This window comes from Enterococcus sp. VV15 (assembly GCF_005236045.1).
In the GTDB taxonomy this organism is placed as follows: domain Bacteria; phylum Bacillota; class Bacilli; order Lactobacillales; family Enterococcaceae; genus Enterococcus_B; species Enterococcus_B durans.
Genome location: NZ_QPTY01000003.1, coordinates 83,516 through 106,005, shown reverse-complemented (window position 1 = coordinate 106,005; position 22,490 = coordinate 83,516). Strand labels below are relative to the sequence as shown.

At 38.2% G+C, this 22,490-nt stretch carries 22 protein-coding genes; 6 read left to right on the top strand and 16 right to left on the bottom strand.

The genetic code is table 11. The annotated features are described in order from the left end of the window. Window positions 1–82 precede the first annotated feature (82 nt). On the top strand, window positions 83–703 hold the full coding sequence (locus DVW83_RS02305) for an NAD(P)H-dependent oxidoreductase (protein WP_104661185.1): 621 nt from the start codon (window positions 83–85) through the stop codon (window positions 701–703). Window positions 704–825: 122 nt separating this feature from the next. On the opposite strand, the gene DVW83_RS02300 is transcribed toward DVW83_RS02305, so the two are convergent. Together DVW83_RS02300 and DVW83_RS02295 are read right to left on the bottom strand one after the other, a co-directional pair. After that, window positions 826–1,983: an AI-2E family transporter gene (locus tag DVW83_RS02300; RefSeq protein WP_104661184.1), complete on the bottom strand. Its 1,158-nt coding sequence runs from the start codon at window positions 1,981–1,983 to the stop codon at window positions 826–828. 8 nt (window positions 1,984–1,991) lie between these two features. Next, window positions 1,992–2,345, bottom strand: coding sequence for a PTS glucitol/sorbitol transporter subunit IIA (locus DVW83_RS02295; protein WP_104661183.1), 354 nt, complete (start codon window positions 2,343–2,345; stop codon window positions 1,992–1,994). 138 nt (window positions 2,346–2,483) lie between these two features. On the opposite strand from DVW83_RS02295, the gene DVW83_RS02290 reads away from it, so the two are divergent. Together DVW83_RS02290 and DVW83_RS15170 are read left to right on the top strand one after the other, a co-directional pair. Beyond that, entirely contained in the window at window positions 2,484–3,506 is a 1,023-nt protein-coding gene (locus DVW83_RS02290) for a lactonase family protein (RefSeq protein ID WP_137238952.1), read from the top strand. Between the two features lie 15 nt (window positions 3,507–3,521). Beyond that, a complete protein-coding gene (locus DVW83_RS15170) occupies window positions 3,522–3,683 on the top strand; it encodes a hypothetical protein (RefSeq protein WP_167592425.1) in 162 nt (53 codons plus the stop codon). Window positions 3,684–4,037: 354 nt separating this feature from the next. On the opposite strand, the gene DVW83_RS02285 is transcribed toward DVW83_RS15170, so the two are convergent. The 3 genes from DVW83_RS02285 to DVW83_RS02275 form a co-directional block, all read right to left on the bottom strand. Next, window positions 4,038–5,171, bottom strand: a complete 1,134-nt coding sequence (locus DVW83_RS02285) for a cysteine desulfurase family protein (protein ID WP_104661181.1) — start codon at window positions 5,169–5,171, stop codon at window positions 4,038–4,040. Window positions 5,172–5,312: 141 nt separating this feature from the next. Next, window positions 5,313–6,287, bottom strand: a complete 975-nt coding sequence (locus DVW83_RS02280) for a ribose-phosphate diphosphokinase (protein ID WP_104661180.1) — start codon at window positions 6,285–6,287, stop codon at window positions 5,313–5,315. Window positions 6,288–6,365: 78 nt separating this feature from the next. After that, on the bottom strand, window positions 6,366–7,217 hold the full coding sequence (locus tag DVW83_RS02275; protein WP_104661179.1) for a dihydrolipoamide dehydrogenase: 852 nt from the start codon (window positions 7,215–7,217) through the stop codon (window positions 6,366–6,368). A 187-nt stretch (window positions 7,218–7,404) separates the two neighbouring features. Here DVW83_RS02275 and DVW83_RS02270 point away from each other — a divergent pair, with 187 nt between their 5' ends. After that, window positions 7,405–9,312 (top strand): M13 family metallopeptidase, encoded by a 1,908-nt coding sequence (locus DVW83_RS02270; RefSeq protein WP_104661178.1) that lies wholly within the window; start codon window positions 7,405–7,407, stop codon window positions 9,310–9,312. 349 nt (window positions 9,313–9,661) lie between these two features. Here the strand turns inward: DVW83_RS02270 and DVW83_RS02265 are convergent, their stop codons facing one another. Genes DVW83_RS02265 through DVW83_RS02250 form a run of 4 tightly spaced genes read right to left on the bottom strand, consistent with a single transcriptional unit; the run spans window position 9,662 to window position 11,790 of the window. Next, complete coding sequence (locus tag DVW83_RS02265; RefSeq protein WP_104661703.1) at window positions 9,662–10,213, bottom strand: cysteine hydrolase family protein; 552 nt, start codon at window positions 10,211–10,213, stop codon at window positions 9,662–9,664. Window positions 10,214–10,225: 12 nt separating this feature from the next. Beyond that, entirely contained in the window at window positions 10,226–10,918 is a 693-nt protein-coding gene (locus DVW83_RS02260) for a 5'-methylthioadenosine/adenosylhomocysteine nucleosidase (RefSeq protein ID WP_104661704.1), read from the bottom strand. A gap of 15 nt (window positions 10,919–10,933) precedes the next feature. Continuing rightward, complete coding sequence (gene macP / locus DVW83_RS02255; RefSeq protein WP_104661705.1) at window positions 10,934–11,218, bottom strand: cell wall synthase accessory phosphoprotein MacP; 285 nt, start codon at window positions 11,216–11,218, stop codon at window positions 10,934–10,936. Continuing rightward, window positions 11,218–11,790 (bottom strand): NUDIX hydrolase, encoded by a 573-nt coding sequence (locus DVW83_RS02250; protein ID WP_104661706.1) that lies wholly within the window; start codon window positions 11,788–11,790, stop codon window positions 11,218–11,220. The genes macP and DVW83_RS02250 overlap by 1 nt, the downstream gene beginning before the upstream one ends. A 227-nt stretch (window positions 11,791–12,017) precedes the next feature. Here DVW83_RS02250 and DVW83_RS02245 point away from each other — a divergent pair, with 227 nt between their 5' ends. After that, window positions 12,018–12,680 carry a 5-bromo-4-chloroindolyl phosphate hydrolysis family protein gene (locus DVW83_RS02245; RefSeq protein WP_104661707.1) on the top strand — a complete coding sequence of 221 codons (663 nt, stop codon included), beginning with the start codon at window positions 12,018–12,020 and terminating at the stop codon, window positions 12,678–12,680. A 220-nt stretch (window positions 12,681–12,900) separates the two neighbouring features. Beyond that, window positions 12,901–14,100 (top strand): toxic anion resistance protein, encoded by a 1,200-nt coding sequence (locus DVW83_RS02240; RefSeq protein WP_104661708.1) that lies wholly within the window; start codon window positions 12,901–12,903, stop codon window positions 14,098–14,100. Window positions 14,101–14,300: 200 nt separating this feature from the next. Here DVW83_RS02240 and DVW83_RS02235 read toward each other — a convergent pair whose 3' ends face one another. From DVW83_RS02235 to DVW83_RS02205, 7 genes are all read right to left on the bottom strand, one after another. Continuing rightward, entirely contained in the window at window positions 14,301–15,674 is a 1,374-nt protein-coding gene (locus DVW83_RS02235) for an APC family permease (protein WP_104661709.1), read from the bottom strand. A gap of 36 nt (window positions 15,675–15,710) precedes the next feature. Then, window positions 15,711–16,577 carry a GRP family sugar transporter gene (locus DVW83_RS02230; RefSeq protein ID WP_123863073.1) on the bottom strand — a complete coding sequence of 289 codons (867 nt, stop codon included), beginning with the start codon at window positions 16,575–16,577 and terminating at the stop codon, window positions 15,711–15,713. Window positions 16,578–16,665: 88 nt separating this feature from the next. Next, entirely contained in the window at window positions 16,666–17,691 is a 1,026-nt protein-coding gene (gene sapS, locus DVW83_RS02225; RefSeq protein ID WP_104661711.1) for a two-component system sensor histidine kinase SapS, read from the bottom strand. Between the two features lie 18 nt (window positions 17,692–17,709). Then, the gene (gene sapR, locus DVW83_RS02220; protein WP_005879354.1) at window positions 17,710–18,384 is read right to left on the bottom strand and encodes a two-component system response regulator SapR; all 675 of its coding nucleotides are present in this window, start codon (window positions 18,382–18,384) and stop codon (window positions 17,710–17,712) included. A 132-nt stretch (window positions 18,385–18,516) separates the two neighbouring features. After that, on the bottom strand, window positions 18,517–19,395 hold the full coding sequence (locus tag DVW83_RS02215; RefSeq protein ID WP_104661712.1) for a class C sortase: 879 nt from the start codon (window positions 19,393–19,395) through the stop codon (window positions 18,517–18,519). 86 nt (window positions 19,396–19,481) lie between these two features. Further along, complete coding sequence (locus DVW83_RS02210) at window positions 19,482–21,185, bottom strand: SpaH/EbpB family LPXTG-anchored major pilin (RefSeq protein ID WP_137238950.1); 1,704 nt, start codon at window positions 21,183–21,185, stop codon at window positions 19,482–19,484. Next, window positions 21,178–22,488, bottom strand: a complete 1,311-nt coding sequence (locus DVW83_RS02205) for a pilin N-terminal domain-containing protein (protein WP_104661714.1) — start codon at window positions 22,486–22,488, stop codon at window positions 21,178–21,180. Before DVW83_RS02205 ends, DVW83_RS02210 begins: the two co-directional genes overlap by 8 nt. Window positions 22,489–22,490: the final 2 nt, after the last annotated feature.

The window sequence follows — 22,490 nt, the reverse complement described above, 5'->3', positions numbered from 1 at the left end:
TAAAAAAGCTTGATAGCCTTTTCCCTTTCAAGTAAACTTATTTTGTTAGTCACATAACAACAATTATAAAAGGAGAGATATTATGGCATCAGTATTAGTAGTAAAAGGTCACCCTTTAACTGCACAAGAATCTCGTTCAGTTAAAGCATTATCTGCTTTTTTAGATAGTTACAAAGAAAATCATCCGGACGATGAGGTTACCGTCCTAGAACTTTACCGTGATGATATCCCAGAAATCGATGAAGAATTGCTTTCAGGTTGGGAAGCCCTTCGTGCAGGTGCTGAATTCTCTACTTTATCCGAAAGCCAACAACACAAAATTGCTCGTTTCAATGAATTGACGGATCAATTTCTTGCTTCAGATAAAATCGTTATCGCCAATGCTTTATGGAATCTGAATATTCCTACAAAACTAAAAGCTTGGTTCGATACTGTCAATGTAGCTGGTAAAACATTCCGCTACACTGAAAATGGTCCAGAAGGATTAGTTTCTGGTAAAAAAGCATTGCATATCCAATCAAACGGCGGAGTCTACAATGGTCAAGACTTTGCTTCACAATATGTCAAAGGGATTTTGAACTTTGTCGGTATCGATCAAGTCGACCAATTATTTATTGAAGGTATCGACTATACTCCTGATCGTGCAGAAGAATTGATGCAATCAGCTTTGGATAAAGCCACAGAGTTTGGTAAAACATTCTAAATCGATCATCAAAAAAATTTTTTAAAAGAAAAAAGATTCAAAAATAGGAATTTCTGAACCGATCTCTAAAAAGTTAGTGAACTAGCTTTTAAAGATCATTACAGCCTATTTTTGAATCTTTTTTATAACTCGTTGTTTTTTTCTTCATATAAACTAGAAATAGTAGTGTACCATTCGAAGACATGTGAAATAATCACTTTCGCAGCAGCATATACTGGAATCCCTAAAATCACACCGATGATCCCAAATAATTTACCAGAAGTCAGCAACACTAGTAAAATGGTGACAGGATGAATTGCTAACTGATTTCCTAGAACAAGCGGAGAAATCAAACGCCCTTCGATTGTTTGCTCCAAAGCAAAGACGATCAGCACTTTCACTAACATCACTGGCCCTGCAACGATTGCTAAAAACACTGCTGGAATCATTGCTAAGAATGATCCTAGATAAGGAATAAGGTTTAAAAATCCTGCGACTATCCCTAGAGTAACTGCATAATCCAGACCAATAATCGCAAAACCGATCATAAACATGATTGCTACAGCAAACGCAACAGTTAATTGTCCACGGATATAAGAAGACACTTGGTCATTCATTTCCGCTAAAACTTTTAATGTTGGTTTCCGCATACGAGTTGGCAAGAATTTAACAAAATACGGTGCAAGTTGTTTCCCGTCCTTTAATAGATAGAAGAGAATAAATGGCATCGTCAACACAGCAACCAAAACCGTCGCTACAGCCCCGACAAAACTACCCAAACTTTGAACGGTACTTTTAGAGATATCTTGTAACATATCTCCAGCTGAGCTTACGAACTTTTCTCCCGCAGATTCCAATTGATCTCTAAACTGATTAAATAGTGGGTCCCTTAAAATCTCCGTCAATTTATTATCGATCGTATCTACATATTTAGGAAAATTCCCCACAAAACTGACTGTTTGCTCTTGGATTTTAGGAATGATAACCACTGATCCCCAAACGATCAAAGCCACAACGAGAACAAATAATCCAATGATACTGTAGATTCGCGGTATTCGTTGTTTCTCTAAATAATCGACCACTGGATTCATCAAATAGTACAAAATACCCGCTAAAATAATCGGCAAGCCAACAATCGCTAAAAACTGCCAGATTGGTTCAAATAAATAGGATACTTTCGTAAATAGAAAAACGATGAGTAACACTAAAAGCACCACTAATAATGACGTCACGACCTGATTATTCAAGAACCAACGCCAGAACCAAGAAATAGGTCTTGATTTTTTATTTTTTTCTTCCATTTTTCCACCTACTTGTATTTAATCTCTGTACCTACATGGAGTTCTGGAAGTTGATGTGGTGATAAATAGATACCATTTGCAATACCACTGTCTTCCGTATGACTATCAAAAATCAACGTGACGTGTCCAACAGAAGTCAAATTTTCATTCGCCATCGTTCCCACATAATCGATTGTATATTCTTGCTGATCAAAAGAGATCATTCCACCTTTCTTCAATTGAAAGGCTTCTTTTGAACTGATTTCTTGAATAATTGAGTAATTTCGCAAGGCAGATGTCGCTGTTTGATCGAATAGAATCAAGATTGGTTCTTGATCGCTCACTGCTTTGGCGCCAATTTCTTTTATCGTTGCATGAATCATAACATTCTCTCCCTCACTACAAAAGATTTCTTTGCGTACAAAACAAGTATAACATATTCTCTTTGTTTAACCGCCATGAATAGTTATGTGCTAAAATAAAAAAAGAAACCTATTTCATAAAATTTCAGGAGGGATAAAATGATGGAAAAAATCATTTTAGGGACATATACAAGACGTGTCAGTGAAGGAATTTATACAATCAATCTGGATAACGAAAAGGGTGAATTGACAGGTATAGAATTAGCAACGAAAGAAAATAGCCCTACTTATTTGACGAAAAGCAAGGCTGGTAATCTTTACACTGTCACAAGTATCGATGGACTAGGTGGAGCTGGTGCATACGATCATGAATTTCAGTTTTTGAATGCGGTAACAGAATCAGGAGCTCCTTTGTGCTATGTAGCCGTTGATGAAACAAGACAACTTGTTTACGGCGCAAATTACCACAAAGGTGAAGTAAATGTTTACCGTATTCTTGAGAATGGTGGATTAGAAGCTACAGATGCAGTGTTTCATCAAGAAGAAACTGGTCCGCACAAAAATCAAGAGCATGCTCATGTCCACTACACAGACTTGACGCCTGATGATCGATTAGTTGTTTGTGATCTGGGAACAGATCGTGTCTATACGTACGATGTGTCAAAAGAAGGAAAATTGACTGCTGTGGCTGAATTCGTTGCAGAACCCGGAACTGGCCCACGTCATCTTGTTTTTCATCCGACAAATCAAAAGATTGCTTATTTATTTGGCGAATTAGATAGTACGGTCCGCGTACTACAATATGATGCAGCACACGGAAGCTTTACTGAAAAACAAAAAATCAGTACTTTACCCGAAGATTTCCAAGGAGAAAACGGTGGCGCTGCGATCCGTATCTCTAAAGATGGCAATTATGTCTATGCTTCAAATCGTGGGCATAATTCGATTGCGGTGTTTGCTGTTTCGCCTGATGAGTGCACCTTAGAAAACATTCAAATCATTTCAACTGAAGGGGATTTTCCAAGAGATTTTGCACTGAATCCAGAGAATAACTATCTAGTATGTGCAAACCAAAACACGGATAACCTTACTCTTTATTCCCGTGATGCAGCTACTGGTTTACTGTCAGTACGCCAAAAAGATATTTATGCGCCAGAATGTGTCTGCGTTTATTTTGACTGATCATGGAGGAACGAAATGGATAAAGAAGAAGTTTTAGATCGTCTACGAGAAGACTTGGAGATCCCTTTCTTTCAAGGAAAACTTGAGGACAAAATCTACAGTGAAGAAGACTATCAGAAAATAAAAAATGATTTGATCAAGTATTTTGATGATTATGTGAGAAATGTGGAAAATTAAAAAAGCGTGTTGGTTTGAGTCACACTGAATCAAAACCATAACTAAAACGAACGAGGATGGTCCTTCTTACTGCTTGGGGCCATCCTTGTTTTGAATTCAAGATATCCCACATACGTTCTTTGCTCTTCCTTCATTTCGTGTAGTTTTTTATCATTGAGCAATGTTAAAAACATCCAAGTCCGTTGTCATTGAGAACTTCTACAACATTCGCCATTTGTTCATTTGATTTCTTTCAATAGCAAGCACTAGAAATAGCCCCTGTAAAAATAAGAAGGCAACCACAGAAATCGAACAGTAGATTCTCGTGCTTGTCTTCTTATTTCTCAGAGTTGGATACTTATTCGAACACGCTCTTTACTTAATAGCACCGACTAGTTGCTGAATAAATTTTTGAATGTCTTCTTTCGTGTTGCCATAACCAAAGCTGATCCGAATCGATTCTTTCAAGATTGGTGTGTCTTTTCCATACATTGCTTCTAATACATGGGAAGGTTCGATATTCCCCGCTGTACAAGCTGAACCAGTGGAAATAGCGATACCGTTAAGGTCTAATTTCATTAACAGCAAATCATTTACGACCCCTGGCAAACGAAGGTTCAGCACGTGAGGCAATTTATTTTCTAGGTCCCCGTTTACTTGAACGTCAATCCCTTGTTTTTCTAATTCCTCTAAAATCATTTGTTGGAATCCTGCGTATTTTTCACTTCTCGCTTCACGTTCTTCAACCGTTAGAAGTTCCGCTGCTTTTGCCATTCCCCATATTCCTGCAAGATTTTCTGTTCCAGCACGGCGTTTTTCTTCTTGTTCACCACCTAGAAGCATTGCGGGAATATTGGCCCCGTCTTTCTTATATAAAAAGCCGACCCCTTTAGGTCCATTGATTTTATGCGCTGAAACGCTTAGTAGATCAATACCTAGATCTTTGGGATGGATCGTTTGGTTGCCATAAGCTTGGACTGCATCGGTATGGAAATAAGCAGGATGCTCGCGCAGTCTTTCTCCTATCTCCTTGATTGGCATCAAGTTTCCGATCTCATTATTACCGTACATGATCGAAACTAGGATCGTATCTTCTCTTAAAGCTTGTTCAAAGTCTTCCAATGAAATATTTCCTTTTTCATCTACAGGTAAATATGTAACCTCAAATCCTTTTGTTTCTAAATACTTCATCGCATTCAAAACTGCAGGATGTTCGATGGCTGTAGTGATCAGGTGCTTGCCTTTCGCTTTTCTTGAAAAAGCTGTTTCTAGGATTGCCGTATTATCTCCTTCTGTTCCACCGCTGTTAAAAATGATTTCATGGTCATTCACCTGCAAAGTATCTGCAATGATTTGTCTAGCGGTCTCTAATTTTTCGTGCGCTAAGCGACCAAAACCATGGATACTTGACGGATTTCCGAATGTTTCTTGCATGATCATAGTCATTTCAGTGATTACTTGTGGATGCATCGGTGTGGTTGCCGCATGATCCAAATAAATTTTTTCCAACTTTTTTCATCCCTTCCAGATATAACTAGGCACATTCTAGCACAGAATATCAAAGTTACCAAAAATAAAAAATAAATTCGCTCAACTGCTTACTAAATAGAAGCTAGTTGGGCGAATTTCTATTTGTTCTATCGCTAACGATTAATCAAACTCTTTTTCTTCTAGACGGAACAATGGACTCATTGGTGTATTTTCGTGGATACGTTTTACCGCTTCTCCCATCAATTCAGAGCATGTAACGATCGTCAAGTTTTCTGGATGACGATCTTCAGTTGTGAAGACAGAATCAGTGATACAAATATCTTTGATTGGCGCGTCATCTAAGATTCGTTTTGCAGGAACAGATAATAATCCATGAGATGCACAAGCATAAACATCTTTCGCACCATTTTCTTTCAATACATTCGCTGCACGGGCAAATGTCGCACCAGTATTAAGGATATCATCTACCATGATACACGTTTTTCCTTGTACGTTCCCGATCACATAACCGCTATTCACATCAGCATCATCTGCGTGGTCTACGATTGCCAGTGTACTATTCAGATATTCAGAAAGGCTTCTAGCACGTTGGACACCACTATTTTTTGGTGAAACAACAACAATATCATCTCCCGTCAAACCAAGTTGACGATAATAATGAGCAAACAAAGGCATTGTAAATAAATTATCAACAGGGATATCGAAAAATCCTTGTACTTGGACAGTGTGTAGATCCAAAGTCAGCACACGAGTTGCACCAGCTTCTTCAATTAGATTAGCAATCAATTTCGCTGTGATTGGTTCGTGTGGTTTTGCTGTGCGGTCTTGTCTTGCATACCCATAATAAGGTAGTACGACATTGATCGTTTTGGCGCTTGCACGTTTCATCGCATCGATCATGATCAATAATTCGAGATAGTGATCATTTACAGGCGCATTGGTTGACTGTACGATGTACACATGATCGCCACGGATACTTTCTTCAATATTGATCGAAATTTCACCATCACTAAATTGTTTTACGACACTTTTTCCTAGTTCTGTCCCAAAGACCTTCGCAATTTTTTCTGCTAATGGACGATTCCCATTCAAACTAAAGATTTTCAACGTGTCATCCTGATACTTTTTACTCATGTAGTCCTCCCCAAACTTCTCTATTCTTCGATAGTTTAACATACTTTGCCAATATTTTCTGGTAATTTCTGCAAATAATTACGGAAGGGAAACTGTTCCATTCCCCCAACTTGCAGGAATTATTCGTTGATAATCTCCCCAATTATCGTGGACTTTATAAAAACGTTCACCAGAGACAGATTCATAATACGCATATGCTGCCACCCAATGATTGCCATAAGGACTGCCAAGTATTTTCAAAATCCCAACCATCACTGGTTTTCCTTGACGGATTCTTTTGGTGGCCCGCTGCCAAGAACCGATGATCGTATTTCTAGCAGAAAAAGGATTGCCTGTTTTTTTCAAGAATCTCGATAGCCCACCACTTACTTGAAGTGGAATGGTCGGTAATCCTAAAGGCTGGATCCTTTTTTTCAATTCACTGCTGATGGGCTCATCTATCGGTGATCCTTTTTTTCGAATCTCTTCAGGAAGTGATAACTCATCGCGAAAGTCTTGATAATAAGCAAGTAAAACAGCTGCTGCATAAGTTCCGCAAAGATAGCCCGAAGGTGTGCGCCATTTTTTATAAGAAGCGAAACGTTTTGCAGGTAACCCCACCCAACAATCGAGCAGATATGCTTTGCCTTTTTTTCTTCGATTCCATTCCAGTGCTTTTTCTAGCAAATCATTTTCTTCAGAAAAACAACTTGTCTTTTCTGCCATCGCAGTAAAAATGGTCGAACGCCCAATAGCATCAGCGTACGTATCTTCTGTCGGGCAATATTCTACTGGCTTTCCAGTCTGATCAACAATGAGATAGCTTTCATTCTGAAAAATCATGGCTAGATACACTTGTCCCTGATCCGTGAGCAACTTTTCTGTCGCCGCTATGCTCTTTGCTTCACCATCTATTATAAGATACGCAGATCGTTCGACTTTATTTTTCAAGCTCAATCACCTCCATTTCTTTTATTATAAGGGAAATAGGGGCAAAAACAAATCAGTTTGACTAGGGAACAGTGCCTTCTCTTTTCATAGAAATCCCCATTATTTCTAAACTTCTATTCCTTTCCATTGTTTATTCAGTGATTTTATACGATAATAAAAACATTAAATAAAAAGGAGCGATGAGTAAATGAACAAAGAACTTTTAAAACAAGATTTTTATGAAGCAGTAAATGAAGAATGGCTCAAAAATGCCAAAATACCAGCGGATAAACCCGTTACTGGCGGATTCCAAGAATTGGTTGTTGGGATCGATGACCTATTAATGAATGAAATTGACGAATTACTCGCACACCCCGAATTCGTTCCATCTGAAAAAATGGCTCATTTTCTTCGCTTTTACCAAATTGCAAATGATTATGATAGAAGAAATCAATTAGCAGAAAAACCATTACTTCCACTACTTAAACGGATTGAAAAAATCAACTCATTTGATGCATTAAACCAACAACTTCCAGAATGGGTACTTGATAGTTTACCCCTCCCATTTTCACTTAACGTAGATGCGGATATGAAAAATGCACAAACAAATGCCTTTTTTGCTTATCCACCTTCTTTATTCTTACCTGATAAAACATATTACGCACCAGAACATCCAAATGGTGCAGAACTATTAAACGTGTTCTTTGATATGATGGTCCAATTATTGGAGCTTTCTGGAAAAGATAAAGGTCAAGCTGAAGCAATCGTAGAACAAGCCATTCAATTCGATAAACTGATTGCTCCTCATGTAAAAAGTGCGGAAGAAAATGCAGACTACAGTAAAATGTACAATCCTCAATCATTTGAAGAATTTATCGGTCATACGGCTACGATCGATTTAGAAAAACTATCTGTTGGTTTACTTGGAACAACACCAGATAAAGTCATCGTGACTGATCCAGGATATTTTGACCATTTAGCTGAACTATTAACGACTGAACATTTTCCACTGATCAAAAGTTGGATGATCGTGCGAACGGTTCGCTCTTTAAGCAGCTATTTATCAGAAGAATTCAGACAAGTCAGCGACATTTTTTCTCGTACACTTTCAGGTACCGAAGAAGCAATGGCACCAAAGAAAGCTGCGTACTATTTGGCTTCTGGACAATTCGACCAAGTCGTTGGTGACTATTATGGGAAAAAATATTTTGGTGAGATTGCTAAAAAAGACGTAGAGAATATGATCAAAAAAATGATTCGTGTGTATAAAAAACGTCTGGAAGAAAATAGCTGGCTTAGTCAAGCAACCAAAGAAAAAGCTATAATCAAACTAGACAAATTAGGGGTCCAAGTTGGTTATCCTGAGAGCATTCCAGCTCGTTTCGATGCATATAAAACAGTCACTGCAGAAGACGGCGGCACACTACTCTCCAATGCCTTAGCTTTTAGTAAAATCGAAGCTAAAGATCGTTTTAGCAAATGGAATCAACCTGTTGATCGTTCAGAATGGGAAATGAGCGCAGATACTGTGAATGCTTACTATCACCCATTTAGAAACGTCATTGTTTTCCCTGCGGCTATCTTACAAGCACCTTTTTATAGCTTAAAACAATCAAGTTCCGCAAACTTTGGTGGGATCGGCGCAGTGATCGCCCATGAAATTTCACACGCTTTTGATAACAACGGCGCCAAGTTCGATGAGTTTGGTAATTTGAATAACTGGTGGACAGAAGAAGATCTGGAACAATTCCAAAATAAAGCCCAAGCGATGATTGACGAATTTGACGGCTTATCCCTTGCAGATAGTACTGTGAATGGCAAGTTGACCGTTTCAGAAAATATCGCTGATGCTGGTGGTTTAAGCTGTGCTTTGGAAGCAGCCCAATCTGAAAAAGATTTTTCATTTGAAGAATTTTTTGTCAGCTGGGCAACGATTTGGCGTACAAAAGCAAAAAAAGAATACCAACAGTTGCTTTTGCAAATCGATGTTCATGCGCCAGCTAAACTAAGAGCCAATGTTCAACTACAAAACATTGATGAATTCTATGAAACTTTTGCAATTACTGAACAAGATGAAATGTATAAAAAATCAGAAAAACGCGTGCATATTTGGTAAAATTGTGAACAACATGCCTTGACCAAAAAGAGAACGAGGAGGCTGGGACAGAAGGGTTTAACTCCGAGAAATAAGAAGAAATTAACGAAAATTGCTTTTCAAATTTTTGTGAATTTCGGCTTATTTAAGAAGGAGTTGCTTCTGCTCCCACCGTTTATTCGTTTTTAAAGGATGAGACAAAAGTGTTTCTTACTTTTGTCTCGACCTCTTCCTCTAGATTTGAACACCAACGAAAATCAGAAGTCAAAAAAATAATTCAAGTTTCACACTTCGATACTAATTTCTTCCATTTCATGAAATCCGTTAACTATTTTCATTCCTCTGACAATTGAATATAGCGTGGAAGAACCTATTTTCGGATGATTCTCGCCCCTAAAGTAGTCTCAAAATGTTTCAATGCCCACGCATGTCCGATTGGATCAAAGCTTGCAACAGCATCTTCATAAATGAATAATTGATAACCTAAATTATAAGCATCCACCGCTGTATGCAAGACACAAATATCTGTACAGACACCAGTCAAATAAAGGTCAGTGATTTTTCTTTCTCGTAAACGGATATCCAAATCTGTTCCGCTAAAAGCAGAATAATGTCGCTTATCTATCCAATAGACATTTTCTCGTTGCTTATTTTCATTATACAGATCCTTCAATTTGCCGAACAGATCTCGGCCACTAGTGCCTATAAGGTTATGTGGTGGAAACAACTGATTTTCCGAATGAAAGTGATCTGCACTATCATGTCCATCGACTGCGAATACGACAAACTCTCCCTTATCGATAAAGTCTTTCGTGTGTGCAACCAGCTGGTTTTCAATGGCTTGGCCCTCTTTAGCTGTCGTCAGCTTTCCATCATCTGCAACAAAATCATACGTGTAATCTATCGAAATCAAAGCTTTCATATTAGCCTCTCCTTATACAAGATGTTTGACAAATTCAATAACCATCTCAGCTGAACGTTTCCCGGCATCTTCGATAAATTCGTCAAAGCTTTGTGTCGCTGAATGATCTGCTGTATCACTCATTGCTCGAACGATTAAAAATGGGATATTGAACTGGCGAGCTGTTTGTCCAACCGCTGCCCCTTCCATTTCACAAGCAAGTGCCTCTGGGAAATTAGTCAAAATTTCTTTTACTTTATCTGGCGAGTCGACAAAAGTATCCCCTGTAACGATCAACCCTTCTTTAACATTAAGATTCGCCGATTTGGCTGCTTTAGCCATCTCTGTTCGCAAATAAGTACTTGCTTCATAATATAGCGGCATGCCTGGTAATTGTCCCGGTTCGTAGCCAAATCCAGTTGCATCCGCATCAAAATAAGCTACTTTATCAGATATAACAATATCACCAACTCTTAAGCCTTCACCGATTCCGCCAGCAGAACCAGTATTGATCACCATATTTACACCATATTGTTGGATCAATAAACTTGTTGTCACTGATGCCAATACTTTCCCAATTCCTGAACGAACAACGATTACCTCATGTCTTCCGAGTGATCCTGAAATAAATAATGCTCCTGCTCGTTCCCAAGATAATGGTTCACTTAAATTTTTTCTTAAGATTTTTACTTCTTCTTCCATAGCGCCAATAATACCGATTTTCATTTCATTTCCTTCTTTCTAAATAAATGCCACTGCTAAAAATACAGCACACAATAGTACAATAACAATAATCAAGGATTTCATCAAAAATGAATTCCATTTTTTTGTTTTTTCACGTTCACTGACACGCGTTTTTGTTATGGGTTTATTTTTTTTGTTTTCTTTACGATAAAAACTAGCGATCTTTTTTTCTTCTTTTTGGTACGCGGCCTCTTCTTTCCTTTGCCTCTTTAGTGATTCTTGGGCTTGCGTCTGCTGTCGTCTACGTAGTTCACTTCTCGTAATCAGCGGTCCTTTGGCCATCAACCGATCCCTCTTCCCTTCATCAATAATTCCCAATATTGAACAGCATAAATCGTTTTTGCATCACAGATCAATTGATCTGCCATTGCTTGCTTTGCTTCTTCTAATGTAAGAGCATATAATTCCAAAACTTCATCTTCATCTTGCGCAAGTGGCTGTGCTATTTTCTCTAAATCAGTTGCATGATAAATATGCAGCAGTTCATTTGCAAACCCCGGTGACAGATACATAGACGTTAAATGCATCAGTTTTCCAGGGCGATAGCCCGTCTCTTCTTCGAGCTCTCTGGCAGCTGTTCGCTCCGGTTCCTGTCCTTCACCTGGATCTATTTTGCCTGCTGGAATTTCTAATATCACTTTTTCTAATGGTTTACGGAATTGCTTTACTAAGAGCAATCGGTCAGCTGTATCAAAAGCGATGATCCCCACTCCTCCAGGGTGAAAAACCAATTCACGCTTTGCCGTTTTTCCGTCTGGTAATCTGACATCATCCAATGCCACGTCGATGATAGCACCATGATAGATTTCTTTACGATTGATCGTCTTTTCTTCAAACTGTTCAAATTTAAGCATCGCTTTCCCTGCTTTCTTTTGTAATGATAACTGCTTTCGTTTATTTTTTCAATTTTTCTTGAATCGTCCTATTTAGTTTACCATAGCAAAGCTTAGAAATTCTCTAAATCTTTAAAATCCTTCTTTAGTCCGATACTATTTATGACAGCTATTGTGCTAAAATAAGGATGTAGATGATAAGAGGAATTCAGTTACTCATGAATGTAAGAAAAGATGGAGGGCTTAATATGTTAAAACGAAATTGGCGATGGATAGTAGCTTTACTAATAGCTTTTTTTTATATCCGTGTGAACGGTTATTCTTTGATCACACTACTGCTGATAGTAGGAACAGTTTTTATCATTTGGGGACTATTCGGTTCTAGCAAAAAGAAAAAAAGACCGGCAGAAATACCTGATCTTTCAAAAGAATTAGAAGCACATTACGAAGAAAGCGGGATGACCCCAAGCGAAATCACTTTTTTCAGACAAACAATGAATCAGACAAAGACAGAGATCAGCCAACTACAACAAAATATGCAGCAAACAGCAAAACTTAAATCAATCGATCTTCGACACGATACGGTCAAAGCAGCCAAGGCACTCTTTAAAGAATTAGTGAAAGAGCCCCATCGTTTGCATGAAGCAAGTCAGTTTCTTTATACACACTTGCCAAATCTAATTGATTTGACCAATAAATATATCGAGATCAATGATCATGAGATCAAAAACAAACAGACTTATGCAAAACTAGAAGAAAGTGCAGTGATCATCGATCAATTAGCTAGCCTGATCTCGCAAGATTATCAAAAATTCGTATCCGATGATCTAGATGATCTAGATGTAGAGCTATCAATTACCAAACAAAGCTTAAAACGAGATAATGAACTAGAACGAGAATCGAATCAATAGAGGCAGTAAGTTACTCTTTAGCCCCTTAATCAGAAAGTTAGGACACTCGTTGTCTTAACTTCTCTTATTTATTCTATATCCGATTCGCCCGTTATGCGCAAAAATATGTCACTTAAATCCAAAATAGGATGTTTGATCCACTATCACGCGATTGCATTCCTATCACTTTATTTATATGATGAAAGAAAGTAGTTTCAACGAACCACAAGGAGGAGTTTTAATGGTAAACAATCATCCAAGCGAACCGAAAGATATTACCCCTGTCAATGATACGTTAGAAGACTTATTGAACAATCCGTTTTCTACTCCGACAGATAAATTGACCCAAACGCAACAGAACGAAATCAATGCGCTTCAAGAACAGCAAACAGCGACACGACTAATTGATAAATTACCTGCTGAAAGACAAGAACAAGCCAAAGAATTAGCAGCAAAAATCGATGCAAATGATGCGCAGTCAGTCATTAGTTATGGTTCTGCCGCCCAAACAAAATTGAGTGAATTCTCGCAATCGATGCTGAACCATGTCCAAGCACAAGATATTGGTCCGGTTGGTGATTCTTTAACGGAATTGATGTACCGTCTTCAAGAAGCAAATCCAGATGAACTACATGCAGGCGAAGGCAATATTTTTCAGCGTGTCTTCGGAAAAGTCAAACAATCCATTTATGAAGTCACTGCAAAATATCAAAAAATCGGTGCACAAATCGACAAGATCTCTATTAAATTAGATAAAGAAAAAGATGGCTTATTAAAAGACAACTTGATGTTAGAGCAACTTTACCAAAAAAATAAAGATTATTTCGATGCACTCAATATTTATATTGCTGCCGGTGAATTAAAGATGGAAGAACTTCAAACAACGATCATTCCTGAAGCAATGAAAAAAGCGGAAGAAACAGGAGATCAAATGGATGTACAGATTGCAAATGACTATACGCAGTTTCTAGATCGTTTAGACAAACGAACACACGACCTACGTTTAGCAAGACAGATCACGATCCAACAAGCACCACAAATCCGTTTGATCCAGAACACGAACCAAGCATTGGCAGAAAAAATCCAAGCATCGATTGCTACAGCGATTCCTCTATGGAAAAACCAAGTGGTCATTGCCTTAACGCTTCTTCGACAAAAAGATGCGGTGACTGCACAAAGACAAGTGTCAGAAACAACAAACGACTTATTGAAGAAAAACTCAGAAATGCTTAAAATTTCTGCTATTGAAACTGCAAAAGAAAACGAACGTGGGATCGTTGATATCGAAACATTGCAAACCACTCAAAATGATTTGATTGAAACAATCCAAGAAACCCTACGTATTCAACAAGAAGGAAAAGAAAAACGTCGTCATGCAGAAGTTGAATTAGGCAACATGGAAGATGACTTGAAACAAAAATTATTGGATTTGACACAATAAATTTTCTCTTCTTCCTTTGAAGAAGAAAATTCAATCTATACGAAAAAAGAAGGAGAATGACAAAAAACTTGTCGTTCCCCTTCTTTTTTCGTATAGTTGGTGAGAAATAGCTTTTTCGAATAGCAAGTCAAGATAAAGCTACACTAGGATTTTGTAAAGTCCGTCTTTTTTTCGAATCAGCATCTAGCAAGACATCTCTTTTATTCATTCATCTTACTGTGTTTATACCCGTAACCAAAATAAATGATCAAGCCAAGCACCATGACGATGCCAAAAACAAGCCAAGTTATAGGTTGTAACCGCAGCATCAAAACGAAACATGTGAGAATTGAAATGAGTGGCAGGATAGGAACAAAAGGTACTTTGAACTCACCTGCTTTGGGTTTTCCAAACATTTTTCTTAATTTCAAAAGTCCTAAGCTGACTAGCATCAAATATGTCAGTGCCATGATGTTCGTTAATTCAGCTAAGATGTTCAAAGGGAAGAAGCCCGCAAAGAATAATGCTGCTCCCCCTGCTACATACGTCGCTTTTCTAGGCGTTCGATGCTTCTCATCAATTTCTGTCATAAATTTAGGTAATAGTCCATCTTTACTTACAGCAAATAATAAGCGAGCCAAAGAATACATCATCGAAATCGTTACGGTGAGTAAGGTCAAGATAGCGCCCACCGCGATGATTGCACCAATCGTTCCATGACCAACATAGCGCATCGCAAATGCCACTGGGTCTGTTACACCTAATTCTGTGTAAGGTACGATCCCAGTCAAGATTAACGTCACGATAATATAGAGTGCCGTAGCAATCAAGATCGACCCAATAATGCCTCTAGGTACATCCTTTTGCGGATTCTTCACTTCCTCCGCTGCCATCGCCACAGAATCAAATCCTAAAAAGGCAAAAAAGACTAAAGCAGCTCCATCTAAGACACCAGAAAAGCCAAAAGGTGTAAAAGGCTGCCAATTTTCAGGTTTAACGAAGAAAATACCAACAACGATGAATAACGCGATGATGCCGAATTTCACGAATACCATCAGGTTGTTCAATCGTAATGCTTTTTTCGCTTCTAAAGAAACGATATACGTGACAAAAATCACGACAAGCACTGCAATCAAATCAATATAAGTTCCATTCTCAGAATTGTAGCCCCCAGTCAATGCATGTGGCAAGCCGACCCCTAAACTCTGTAAAAAGCCTTGGACATAGCCTGACCATCCTGAAGCAACGGATGAGACAGCTAATAAAAATTCACCAATCAATAGCCAGCCTGTTAGCCAGGCAGCAAATTCACCAAATACCACATATAAATAGGCATATGGTCCACCGATCACTGGGACTCTTGAGGCAAATTCAGCAAAACTCATTCCTGATAAAATGACAACGATTGCAGCCAAGACAAATGAAAGTGACAGTGCTGGACCCGCATTTTGATTAGCCGCAACCCCTGTCACTACAAATATTCCCGTACCGATGATTGCACCGATACCTAACATGATCAAATCCGTCGTTTTAAGTTCTTTCTTCATCCCACTCGTCTGATTGATATTGATTTCCTTCTTACGAAACAAATCCATTGAAGTTCCTCCCCATTTTAGGTTGGAAAACAGCAATTAAGCCGTTTTCATATACCCTAAAAGGATACCACCTAAAATGACTAAAAGGCAACCAACAATAACATAAACAAGTTCTTTTTTCGTTTTCTTTTCTCCTAAAATGAAAATACCACCTAGAGTAGAGATGATGATCCCCATTTGAGAAAGTGAGAAACCTACAGCTAAACCAAGAGATTTCACTGTTATAAGCATACACACGTTCCCAATTCCCCACAGCAATCCACAGATCATGTTTTTCCAAACAAATTGATCGACTTTTACTTTACGGAAAGCAAAGAAACTTGCACCTAAAATCATACCGATACTTTGAGGAAGGATGATTGACATCGCATCCAAATTAGCCCAGTTGACAATGATCGTATACACACCGTAACCAATCGTAGAATAGATCAATGCTCTAAAGCCTTTACCAAAATCAAGCATTTTATTGTCTGTATCTACTTTTCCTTCATCATCTTGGCGCGCGGTTAAATAAGCACCGCTTACAAGAAGAGCTAAAGCAATAATACCGTATACATAATCTTTCGTTTGTGTCCACTCATGGAAGAAGACAGCACCCGCAATCGTATTCAAAATCAATTGAAAACCAGTAGAAAGTGGTAATCCAACAGAGACGCCCATAAATTTCATCCCATGGAATTGACCGTTTTGTCCAACACTCCAAGCAAGACCAGATAAAAAGCCGATCAAGAAAATCCAAGGTGTGATCGTAGGACTAACAATGAAAAAGACAACTAATGAAAAAATGAATGCGCCAATCGTCATTCCTAATGTTTGCTGATTGGCATCGCCACCAATTTTTCCACTTACTAAACCGATACTACCCCATGCTAACATAGGGATTAATGCTATTAAAATTTCCATAACTAGTCTCCTTTTATTTCACATGATAAGAAACTTATCAGCGAAAACGTTCACAACACAAGAAGTTTTTTTCGATTCTAACTGTTTTCTAACGTTTCTCATTATAGAAATTTAAAATTGGGAAAAATAGGGTCATTGTCGTCCCTTCTCCTTCTGTTGATTCAGCGATTAGTTCAATACCGATTTTTTCAGCGAGGGATTTAGCTAAATAAAGACCCAGCCCAGTGGAATGAGTTTTGCTCAGACGTCCGTTTGCGCCAGTGAATCCTTTATCAAAGATACGAGCTAAATCTTCTTTGGGAATCCCTATTCCCGTGTCTTTGATGGCTAAAGACACGCCACTTTTGCCTTTTTCAATTGAAATAATGATTTCTTTGTTGTCAGGAGTGTATTTGATTGCATTACTAAGAATTTGTTTGAAAATAAAAGTCACCCATTTCGCATCAGTCAATACTCGCTGATCTTCGCCCACGATTTCATAGCGCAAGTTTTTTTGGATAAAATAATTGGCTTGGCTGCGCATCACTGGTTGGATAATGCTCTTCAATTCGTACTCTTGGATCAAATAGTCCTTTGAAAAACTATCTAATCGAGCGTAGTACAACACCTGCTCTACATATTCATTGATTTTTGCCAATTCATTTTCTAAAAGTGTATATTTTTGATCGTCGATATCAAATTCGATCGAGCGTACTAATAATTCAGAGGCTGCCAAGGGGACCTTGATTTCATGGACCCATGAATCAATATAATCCTTTTGATCTTGTTGATTAGTGATCGCTTCTTGCATGACTGTTTGGTGTTCACGGATCAGTTGATTGATGTATTCTTCCACCAATTTTTCTTCTTGCGTATGGCTACCACTCAAGTAATTTTGTAATGGGGATGTCTGCTGTAAATTAGCTAATTTCCCCCACCAACGGCGTTTACTCAAATAATTGACAAATAAATAAAAAATCAAAAAGACTCCTTGGATCAAGGCAAGATATCCCACAGTTCCCCAGTCGATCATAATGTTCGGTGCCAACCACATGACGAAGATCGTCAGTCCAACAAAAAAAAGCCAGCCTAAGATCATAGACCATTGATCTTTTAAATAACTTAAAAATTTCATCTTCTACTGCTCATCCTTTCAGGGAACGATATACCCCTGGCCGACTTTTGTTTCGATATATCCATTGATACCCGCTTGTTCGATTTTTCTACGCAACCGATTGATGTTCACCGTCAATGTGTTGTCATCAACGAATCGTTCGTCATCCCACAATGCTCGTAACAGTTTTTCTCGGCTTAGGATCTTTCCATGTTGTTTCATGAGAATAAATAGCAAGCGATATTCATTTTTACTCAAATCGATGATTTCTCCATTGATTTCCATGCTTCCGTTATCAACATTCAGTGTGATCCCATTGTGGCTCATCATTTCACTAGACAGTTCAGCATAATTATAAGAACGGCGAAGTAGTGCATTGATTTTAGCAATTAATACATCGATTTGAAATGGCTTGGTCACAAAATCATCTGCCCCCATATTCATTGCCATGATCATATCCATATTTGTATTTCTGCTTGAGATAAAAATGATAGGTACTTTTGAAACTTCCCGGATTTTCTGACACCAATAGTAGCCATCAAATACAGGTAAATTGATATCTAATAACACTAGTTGTGGTTCTTCCTGTTCAAAATCTGTAAATACTTGATTGAAATCTGTTGTACCATATGTTTCGAATTGCCATTTTTCCAACTCTTCCATGATCAACTGCCGAATGATTTCTTCATCCTCTACCACCATAATTTTCGCCATGATGTAGCCCCCCTACTTTTTGCTTATTTTTACCATATCAAAGAAGACGTGATACGACAAGCAAGTTTCTTTTTCTATTTTCCTGATTGTTCAAGAATAAAACAAGAGGCTTCAGACCGATTTTACTTTCTCCTATTCATTTTTAGATTTTTTTAATTTCTTGATTTTCCTAAAAATAAAATAGCTGAAAAGTAGTAAAAATAATAATGCTCCAGCCGAAAGCAAGACGGCTAGCCAAAATTGATAGTTTTTTGTTTTTTTGATTCGTTCATTGTCAGATCCATCCATCTGCGTTCTTTTCGCAGTGACAAGTAAGCGATGGGTGTTGACCGCATAAGGTGTACAGGTAACTAGTGTGATCAAATCTTGATTTTTTTTGATCGATAATTTTTCCACGTTTGTAGGTAACACAACGTTTTTTTCAACGACTTTATACGCTAATTTTTCCCCCATCACGTCTAAATAGAAAACGTCCTCTTTCGCTAATCTATTTAAATCAGTAAACAGCTTCTTTTTACCCATTCCACTATGGGCGGTAATAACCGAATGCGTTTCATTTCCGCCAATTGGAAATGAACTCCCCTGTAATACAGTGGCACCTTTTTCCAATAATTGGTCGTTCGTTTCATCAAATAAAGGCAAACTCACCTTGATTTTAGGAATATAAATCGCTCCGATCAAATGCTCCTTGTAGAGATTTTTTTGAGATTCTTTTTCATTTTTCACCACTTGTTTAAACGGATCTTTGACTTTACCCATGCCTAAAAAACGCCATTCTTCCGCAAGTTCTTGGTTTTTAGCTTGATACTCTTCTAGTATTTTCTTTTGTGTCTCATCTTTTTCTTTTGTGATTCGTTGTTGATAGCTTGCAATTCGTTGCTGATCGCAATAATTACTGATTGCATTTACCAAAAAAGGATATGTAAAGACCGCTGCACCGATAAAAAAGGTCACTGCCATCATCAATTTTAAATATATTGTTGCTTTTTTTTCTCGCTGTTTTTTTTTCATTTCAAACACTTCCTTAAAAAATCGCAGCAGCTAATCACTTTAACTGCTGCGACTTCGGATTTATCATTTTTTTCAATAGTAGCCGATTATTCTGTTGCTTTTGATTTTCTATACCATGTATAGGTGCCGATCATTAGACTCAGTCCAACTAGTAAGAAAGCTAAAATACCATTGCCCCCAGTTGATGGTAGATACCCTTTTTTAATGTTCGGAATACTTTCTTCCCCAGGATTTTCTTGACCTAAAACAGATACACTTTCATCGTAGCTTCCAAAGAAAACTGTGAATGTTGTATATGCTTTATCGCCAGTTGGCAAAGCATAGCCACTTGGCGCTACGACTTCTTTTGCATGATACGTATCGTAATCTAATCCTTGTACTTCAAATTTTCCTTGGTCGTTAGAAGTGAATTTCGTTGCAGCAACTCCTGATCCTGAGTCTGCCCAAACGGTTCTGTCTGCACCCGCTTCATAGGTTGTTAGCGCTGCGCCATCTTTGTAAAAGACCGCAAATTTATCCTTATTACCATTCCAGATCTCAAACTGGGCACCACTCAACATCTGTTTACTTGAAGCATCATACTTTTCAAATTTTCTACCGCCAGTAGCTACTTTTTCGTCTGGAATCACTTCTTCATTGTAATCATAGGCATCATTACGTCCGATCAAGATCGTTGCAGTGTTATTATGAAATTCATCTGCTTTGATCGTTGCTGTTACTAGCATATTGTAGGTGATCATTAAATCACCTCCACGTCCTTTGGCTAATTTAGCTAATGTTCCTTCATTCGCAGTCCCATCTTCTTTTTCTGTTAAGATCGTTACTGCAAAACCATTACCGCTTTGTGCGACAGAATAATCTGTTCCCTTGATTAATATTTCATTTCCGACTTTTACTTCTATCTCTTGGTCAAAGTAGCTTAATCCTGTGGTTGGTGTATCTGTTATTACAAAGTTTTTAATGACAGCGTATGATACTTCATTGACCGTATTGACTGAATCAATAAAATAAGGAATCGGTGCAGTGATCGTATACGAAACTTGTTTTCCTTTTTCTAGATCAAGATATGAAATAGTTTCTGTTCCTTCGGCACCTTTATCTAGGATAACTTCTTTTAGTTCATCATCATCAGGTACATTCATTTTTTTTTCTGCTTCTCGCACTTCATTTTTGGGATAGAGATGGACATCTTTGTTGAATGTGTCTTTCCAAGAGCTGCCATCCCACGTGCCATCAACCACATTTGGCATCATCACTGGCATCATCACGACCATTGGCGTAGCAACTTTAGAAATATGGGCTGGCGAATAAGTTTCTAAAAATAGATAGACTTTATCTCTCCCGTCGCCTTCACTGACTTGTACATTGGTAAAGACTGCTTTTCCCTCATCGTCTGTGGTATGACTATCAACTGGGTCTGCACCATTAAGGATCGTGTTCCAATCTTCGTAATCTTTCCCCTGCATCCATGCAATTGCAGCAGCAGCAGTCATTCCATCATCATCATCTTGCGTATCTGGATTATCATTTAACAAACCGTAATACACCGCAGTCACATCGAATTGCTCAAAATCGACGCCAGCTATATTCTCTTCCCCAAATTCCTTCGAAACCAGACCACTGTTTGCTTGGTCAGTTGGCAAGGACTCAAATCCCTTTTTGTGTAATGTGATCGTGATTGCACTTGGTTTTTCTGACACTTCTTCGGCTTTCGTATCCTGGCTATTCCCAAAGCCCACAGTTGCAAGTAACAATATACTGAATCCTTTTATCAAATTCAACTTATTCATTTTTTTCTCCCCGTTCCTTTTTTAGTTTTAAACCTGCTCCTATGATCAAGACTATTCCGATTAATGAAATCAATGATTTTGTCTCATTTGCTTTTGGATAACTCAACCAAGTGGATCCCTTTGGCTCTTGTTTATCTGGTGTAATATTCGCTTGCTTGTTGCTATCTTCGGTAGTTTTTTTGTCCGTTTTTTCATTGTATACCCGTGGCTTGACTTCGTTATAAGCTACTTTAGGCACATTTCCGGATTCTAGTTCTGCCATCTCTTGTCCATTGACTGTGACATAGTTTGGTTGTCCATCGGCATTCTGCCAAGACCTTGGAATCACTACTTCGATTTTTTGATTTTCTTTACTAATGGTATAATCGTCCACACTTTTTAGTTCTTCAAAATAGTATGTGCCTGCAGGTAATAATCGCCCACCTGTGGTGACCAGATCATCTTTATCAGAAATGAATTTACTAACGTTCACATCCCCCAAAGGATCATTAGCTTGTGGCTCAATCCATTTATTCTTCAAATCAATCGAAGGTGACATGTCTAAATAATATTTCTTCCCCTCAATCAGTTGATACAATGCAAAGACCACACCTTGCAATGGAACTCCCGTTTCTTGTGATCCTTGTTGACGCCCGTATTTAAAGAAATACGGATCACGTAGATATCCGACGTTTTTCGGATAGATATGAATCTGTGATAGTTCATTTGTATGGTCCATTGGATCCATGATTGGCAAAATGGCAACAATTGGGATCGCATATTGATCCAAGTCAACATCTAAGCCAGTTTCTCGATCGATCGATTCTTCAAAAATCAGATACACAGCATCTCGGTCTTGGTTTTTCTTAGGTGCAGTGATTCGTGCAATTCCATCCCCTAAATTTCCTACCTGATCGAATGCCGTGGTAACTGGCGGACCTACTTTTTCTAAATTTTCGCTCGCAATCAGTTCGTTGATCGTTGAGCGATCCATTGCAGCAAAATTTTGTACAAATTCTTCGCTCGTCATTTGACCTTTTTGCTTCTCATAATAATCAGTCAGTTCGTACATCTGGAAAGTTGCACCATTCAATGGCTCAGTTTGCGAGAGTAACGTGTTCTTTTGGTCAGTAGCAATCTCTAATCCATCATTTTGATGAAAGACTTTTTCTGTGTAATCCACATCGCGGATCATTCTCTTATGCAAAATGAATTCAACCGTGTTTCCCGTATTTTCTTGCGCATGACTCTTAACAGAAAATAACGTTGTTATGATTGGCAAGAAAACAAGTATTGGGAGAAGTAGCATGCCTACTTTTTTCATGA

Coding starts and splice junctions, on each gene's coding strand:
- DVW83_RS02295 (WP_104661183.1), bottom strand. CDS start 2,345: ATGATTCATGCAACGATAAAAGAAATTGGCGCCAAAGCAGTGAGCGAT.
- sapS (WP_104661711.1), bottom strand. CDS start 17,691: ATGAAATTTTTAAGTTATTTAAAAGATCAATGGTCTATGATCTTAGGC.
- sapR (WP_005879354.1), bottom strand. CDS start 18,384: ATGGCGAAAATTATGGTGGTAGAGGATGAAGAAATCATTCGGCAGTTG.
- DVW83_RS02240 (WP_104661708.1), top strand. CDS start 12,901: ATGGTAAACAATCATCCAAGCGAACCGAAAGATATTACCCCTGTCAAT.
- DVW83_RS02270 (WP_104661178.1), top strand. CDS start 7,405: ATGAACAAAGAACTTTTAAAACAAGATTTTTATGAAGCAGTAAATGAA.
- DVW83_RS02280 (WP_104661180.1), bottom strand. CDS start 6,287: ATGAGTAAAAAGTATCAGGATGACACGTTGAAAATCTTTAGTTTGAAT.
- DVW83_RS02245 (WP_104661707.1), top strand. CDS start 12,018: ATGTTAAAACGAAATTGGCGATGGATAGTAGCTTTACTAATAGCTTTT.
- DVW83_RS02250 (WP_104661706.1), bottom strand. CDS start 11,790: ATGCTTAAATTTGAACAGTTTGAAGAAAAGACGATCAATCGTAAAGAA.
- macP (WP_104661705.1), bottom strand. CDS start 11,218: ATGGCCAAAGGACCGCTGATTACGAGAAGTGAACTACGTAGACGACAG.
- DVW83_RS02230 (WP_123863073.1), bottom strand. CDS start 16,577: ATGGAAATTTTAATAGCATTAATCCCTATGTTAGCATGGGGTAGTATC.
- DVW83_RS02260 (WP_104661704.1), bottom strand. CDS start 10,918: ATGAAAATCGGTATTATTGGCGCTATGGAAGAAGAAGTAAAAATCTTA.
- DVW83_RS15170 (WP_167592425.1), top strand. CDS start 3,522: ATGGATAAAGAAGAAGTTTTAGATCGTCTACGAGAAGACTTGGAGATC.
- DVW83_RS02215 (WP_104661712.1), bottom strand. CDS start 19,395: ATGAAAAAAAAACAGCGAGAAAAAAAAGCAACAATATATTTAAAATTG.
- DVW83_RS02300 (WP_104661184.1), bottom strand. CDS start 1,983: ATGGAAGAAAAAAATAAAAAATCAAGACCTATTTCTTGGTTCTGGCGT.
- DVW83_RS02235 (WP_104661709.1), bottom strand. CDS start 15,674: ATGGATTTGTTTCGTAAGAAGGAAATCAATATCAATCAGACGAGTGGG.
- DVW83_RS02305 (WP_104661185.1), top strand. CDS start 83: ATGGCATCAGTATTAGTAGTAAAAGGTCACCCTTTAACTGCACAAGAA.
- DVW83_RS02205 (WP_104661714.1), bottom strand. CDS start 22,488: ATGAAAAAAGTAGGCATGCTACTTCTCCCAATACTTGTTTTCTTGCCA.
- DVW83_RS02210 (WP_137238950.1), bottom strand. CDS start 21,185: ATGAATAAGTTGAATTTGATAAAAGGATTCAGTATATTGTTACTTGCA.
- DVW83_RS02265 (WP_104661703.1), bottom strand. CDS start 10,213: ATGAAAGCTTTGATTTCGATAGATTACACGTATGATTTTGTTGCAGAT.
- DVW83_RS02290 (WP_137238952.1), top strand. CDS start 2,484: ATGATGGAAAAAATCATTTTAGGGACATATACAAGACGTGTCAGTGAA.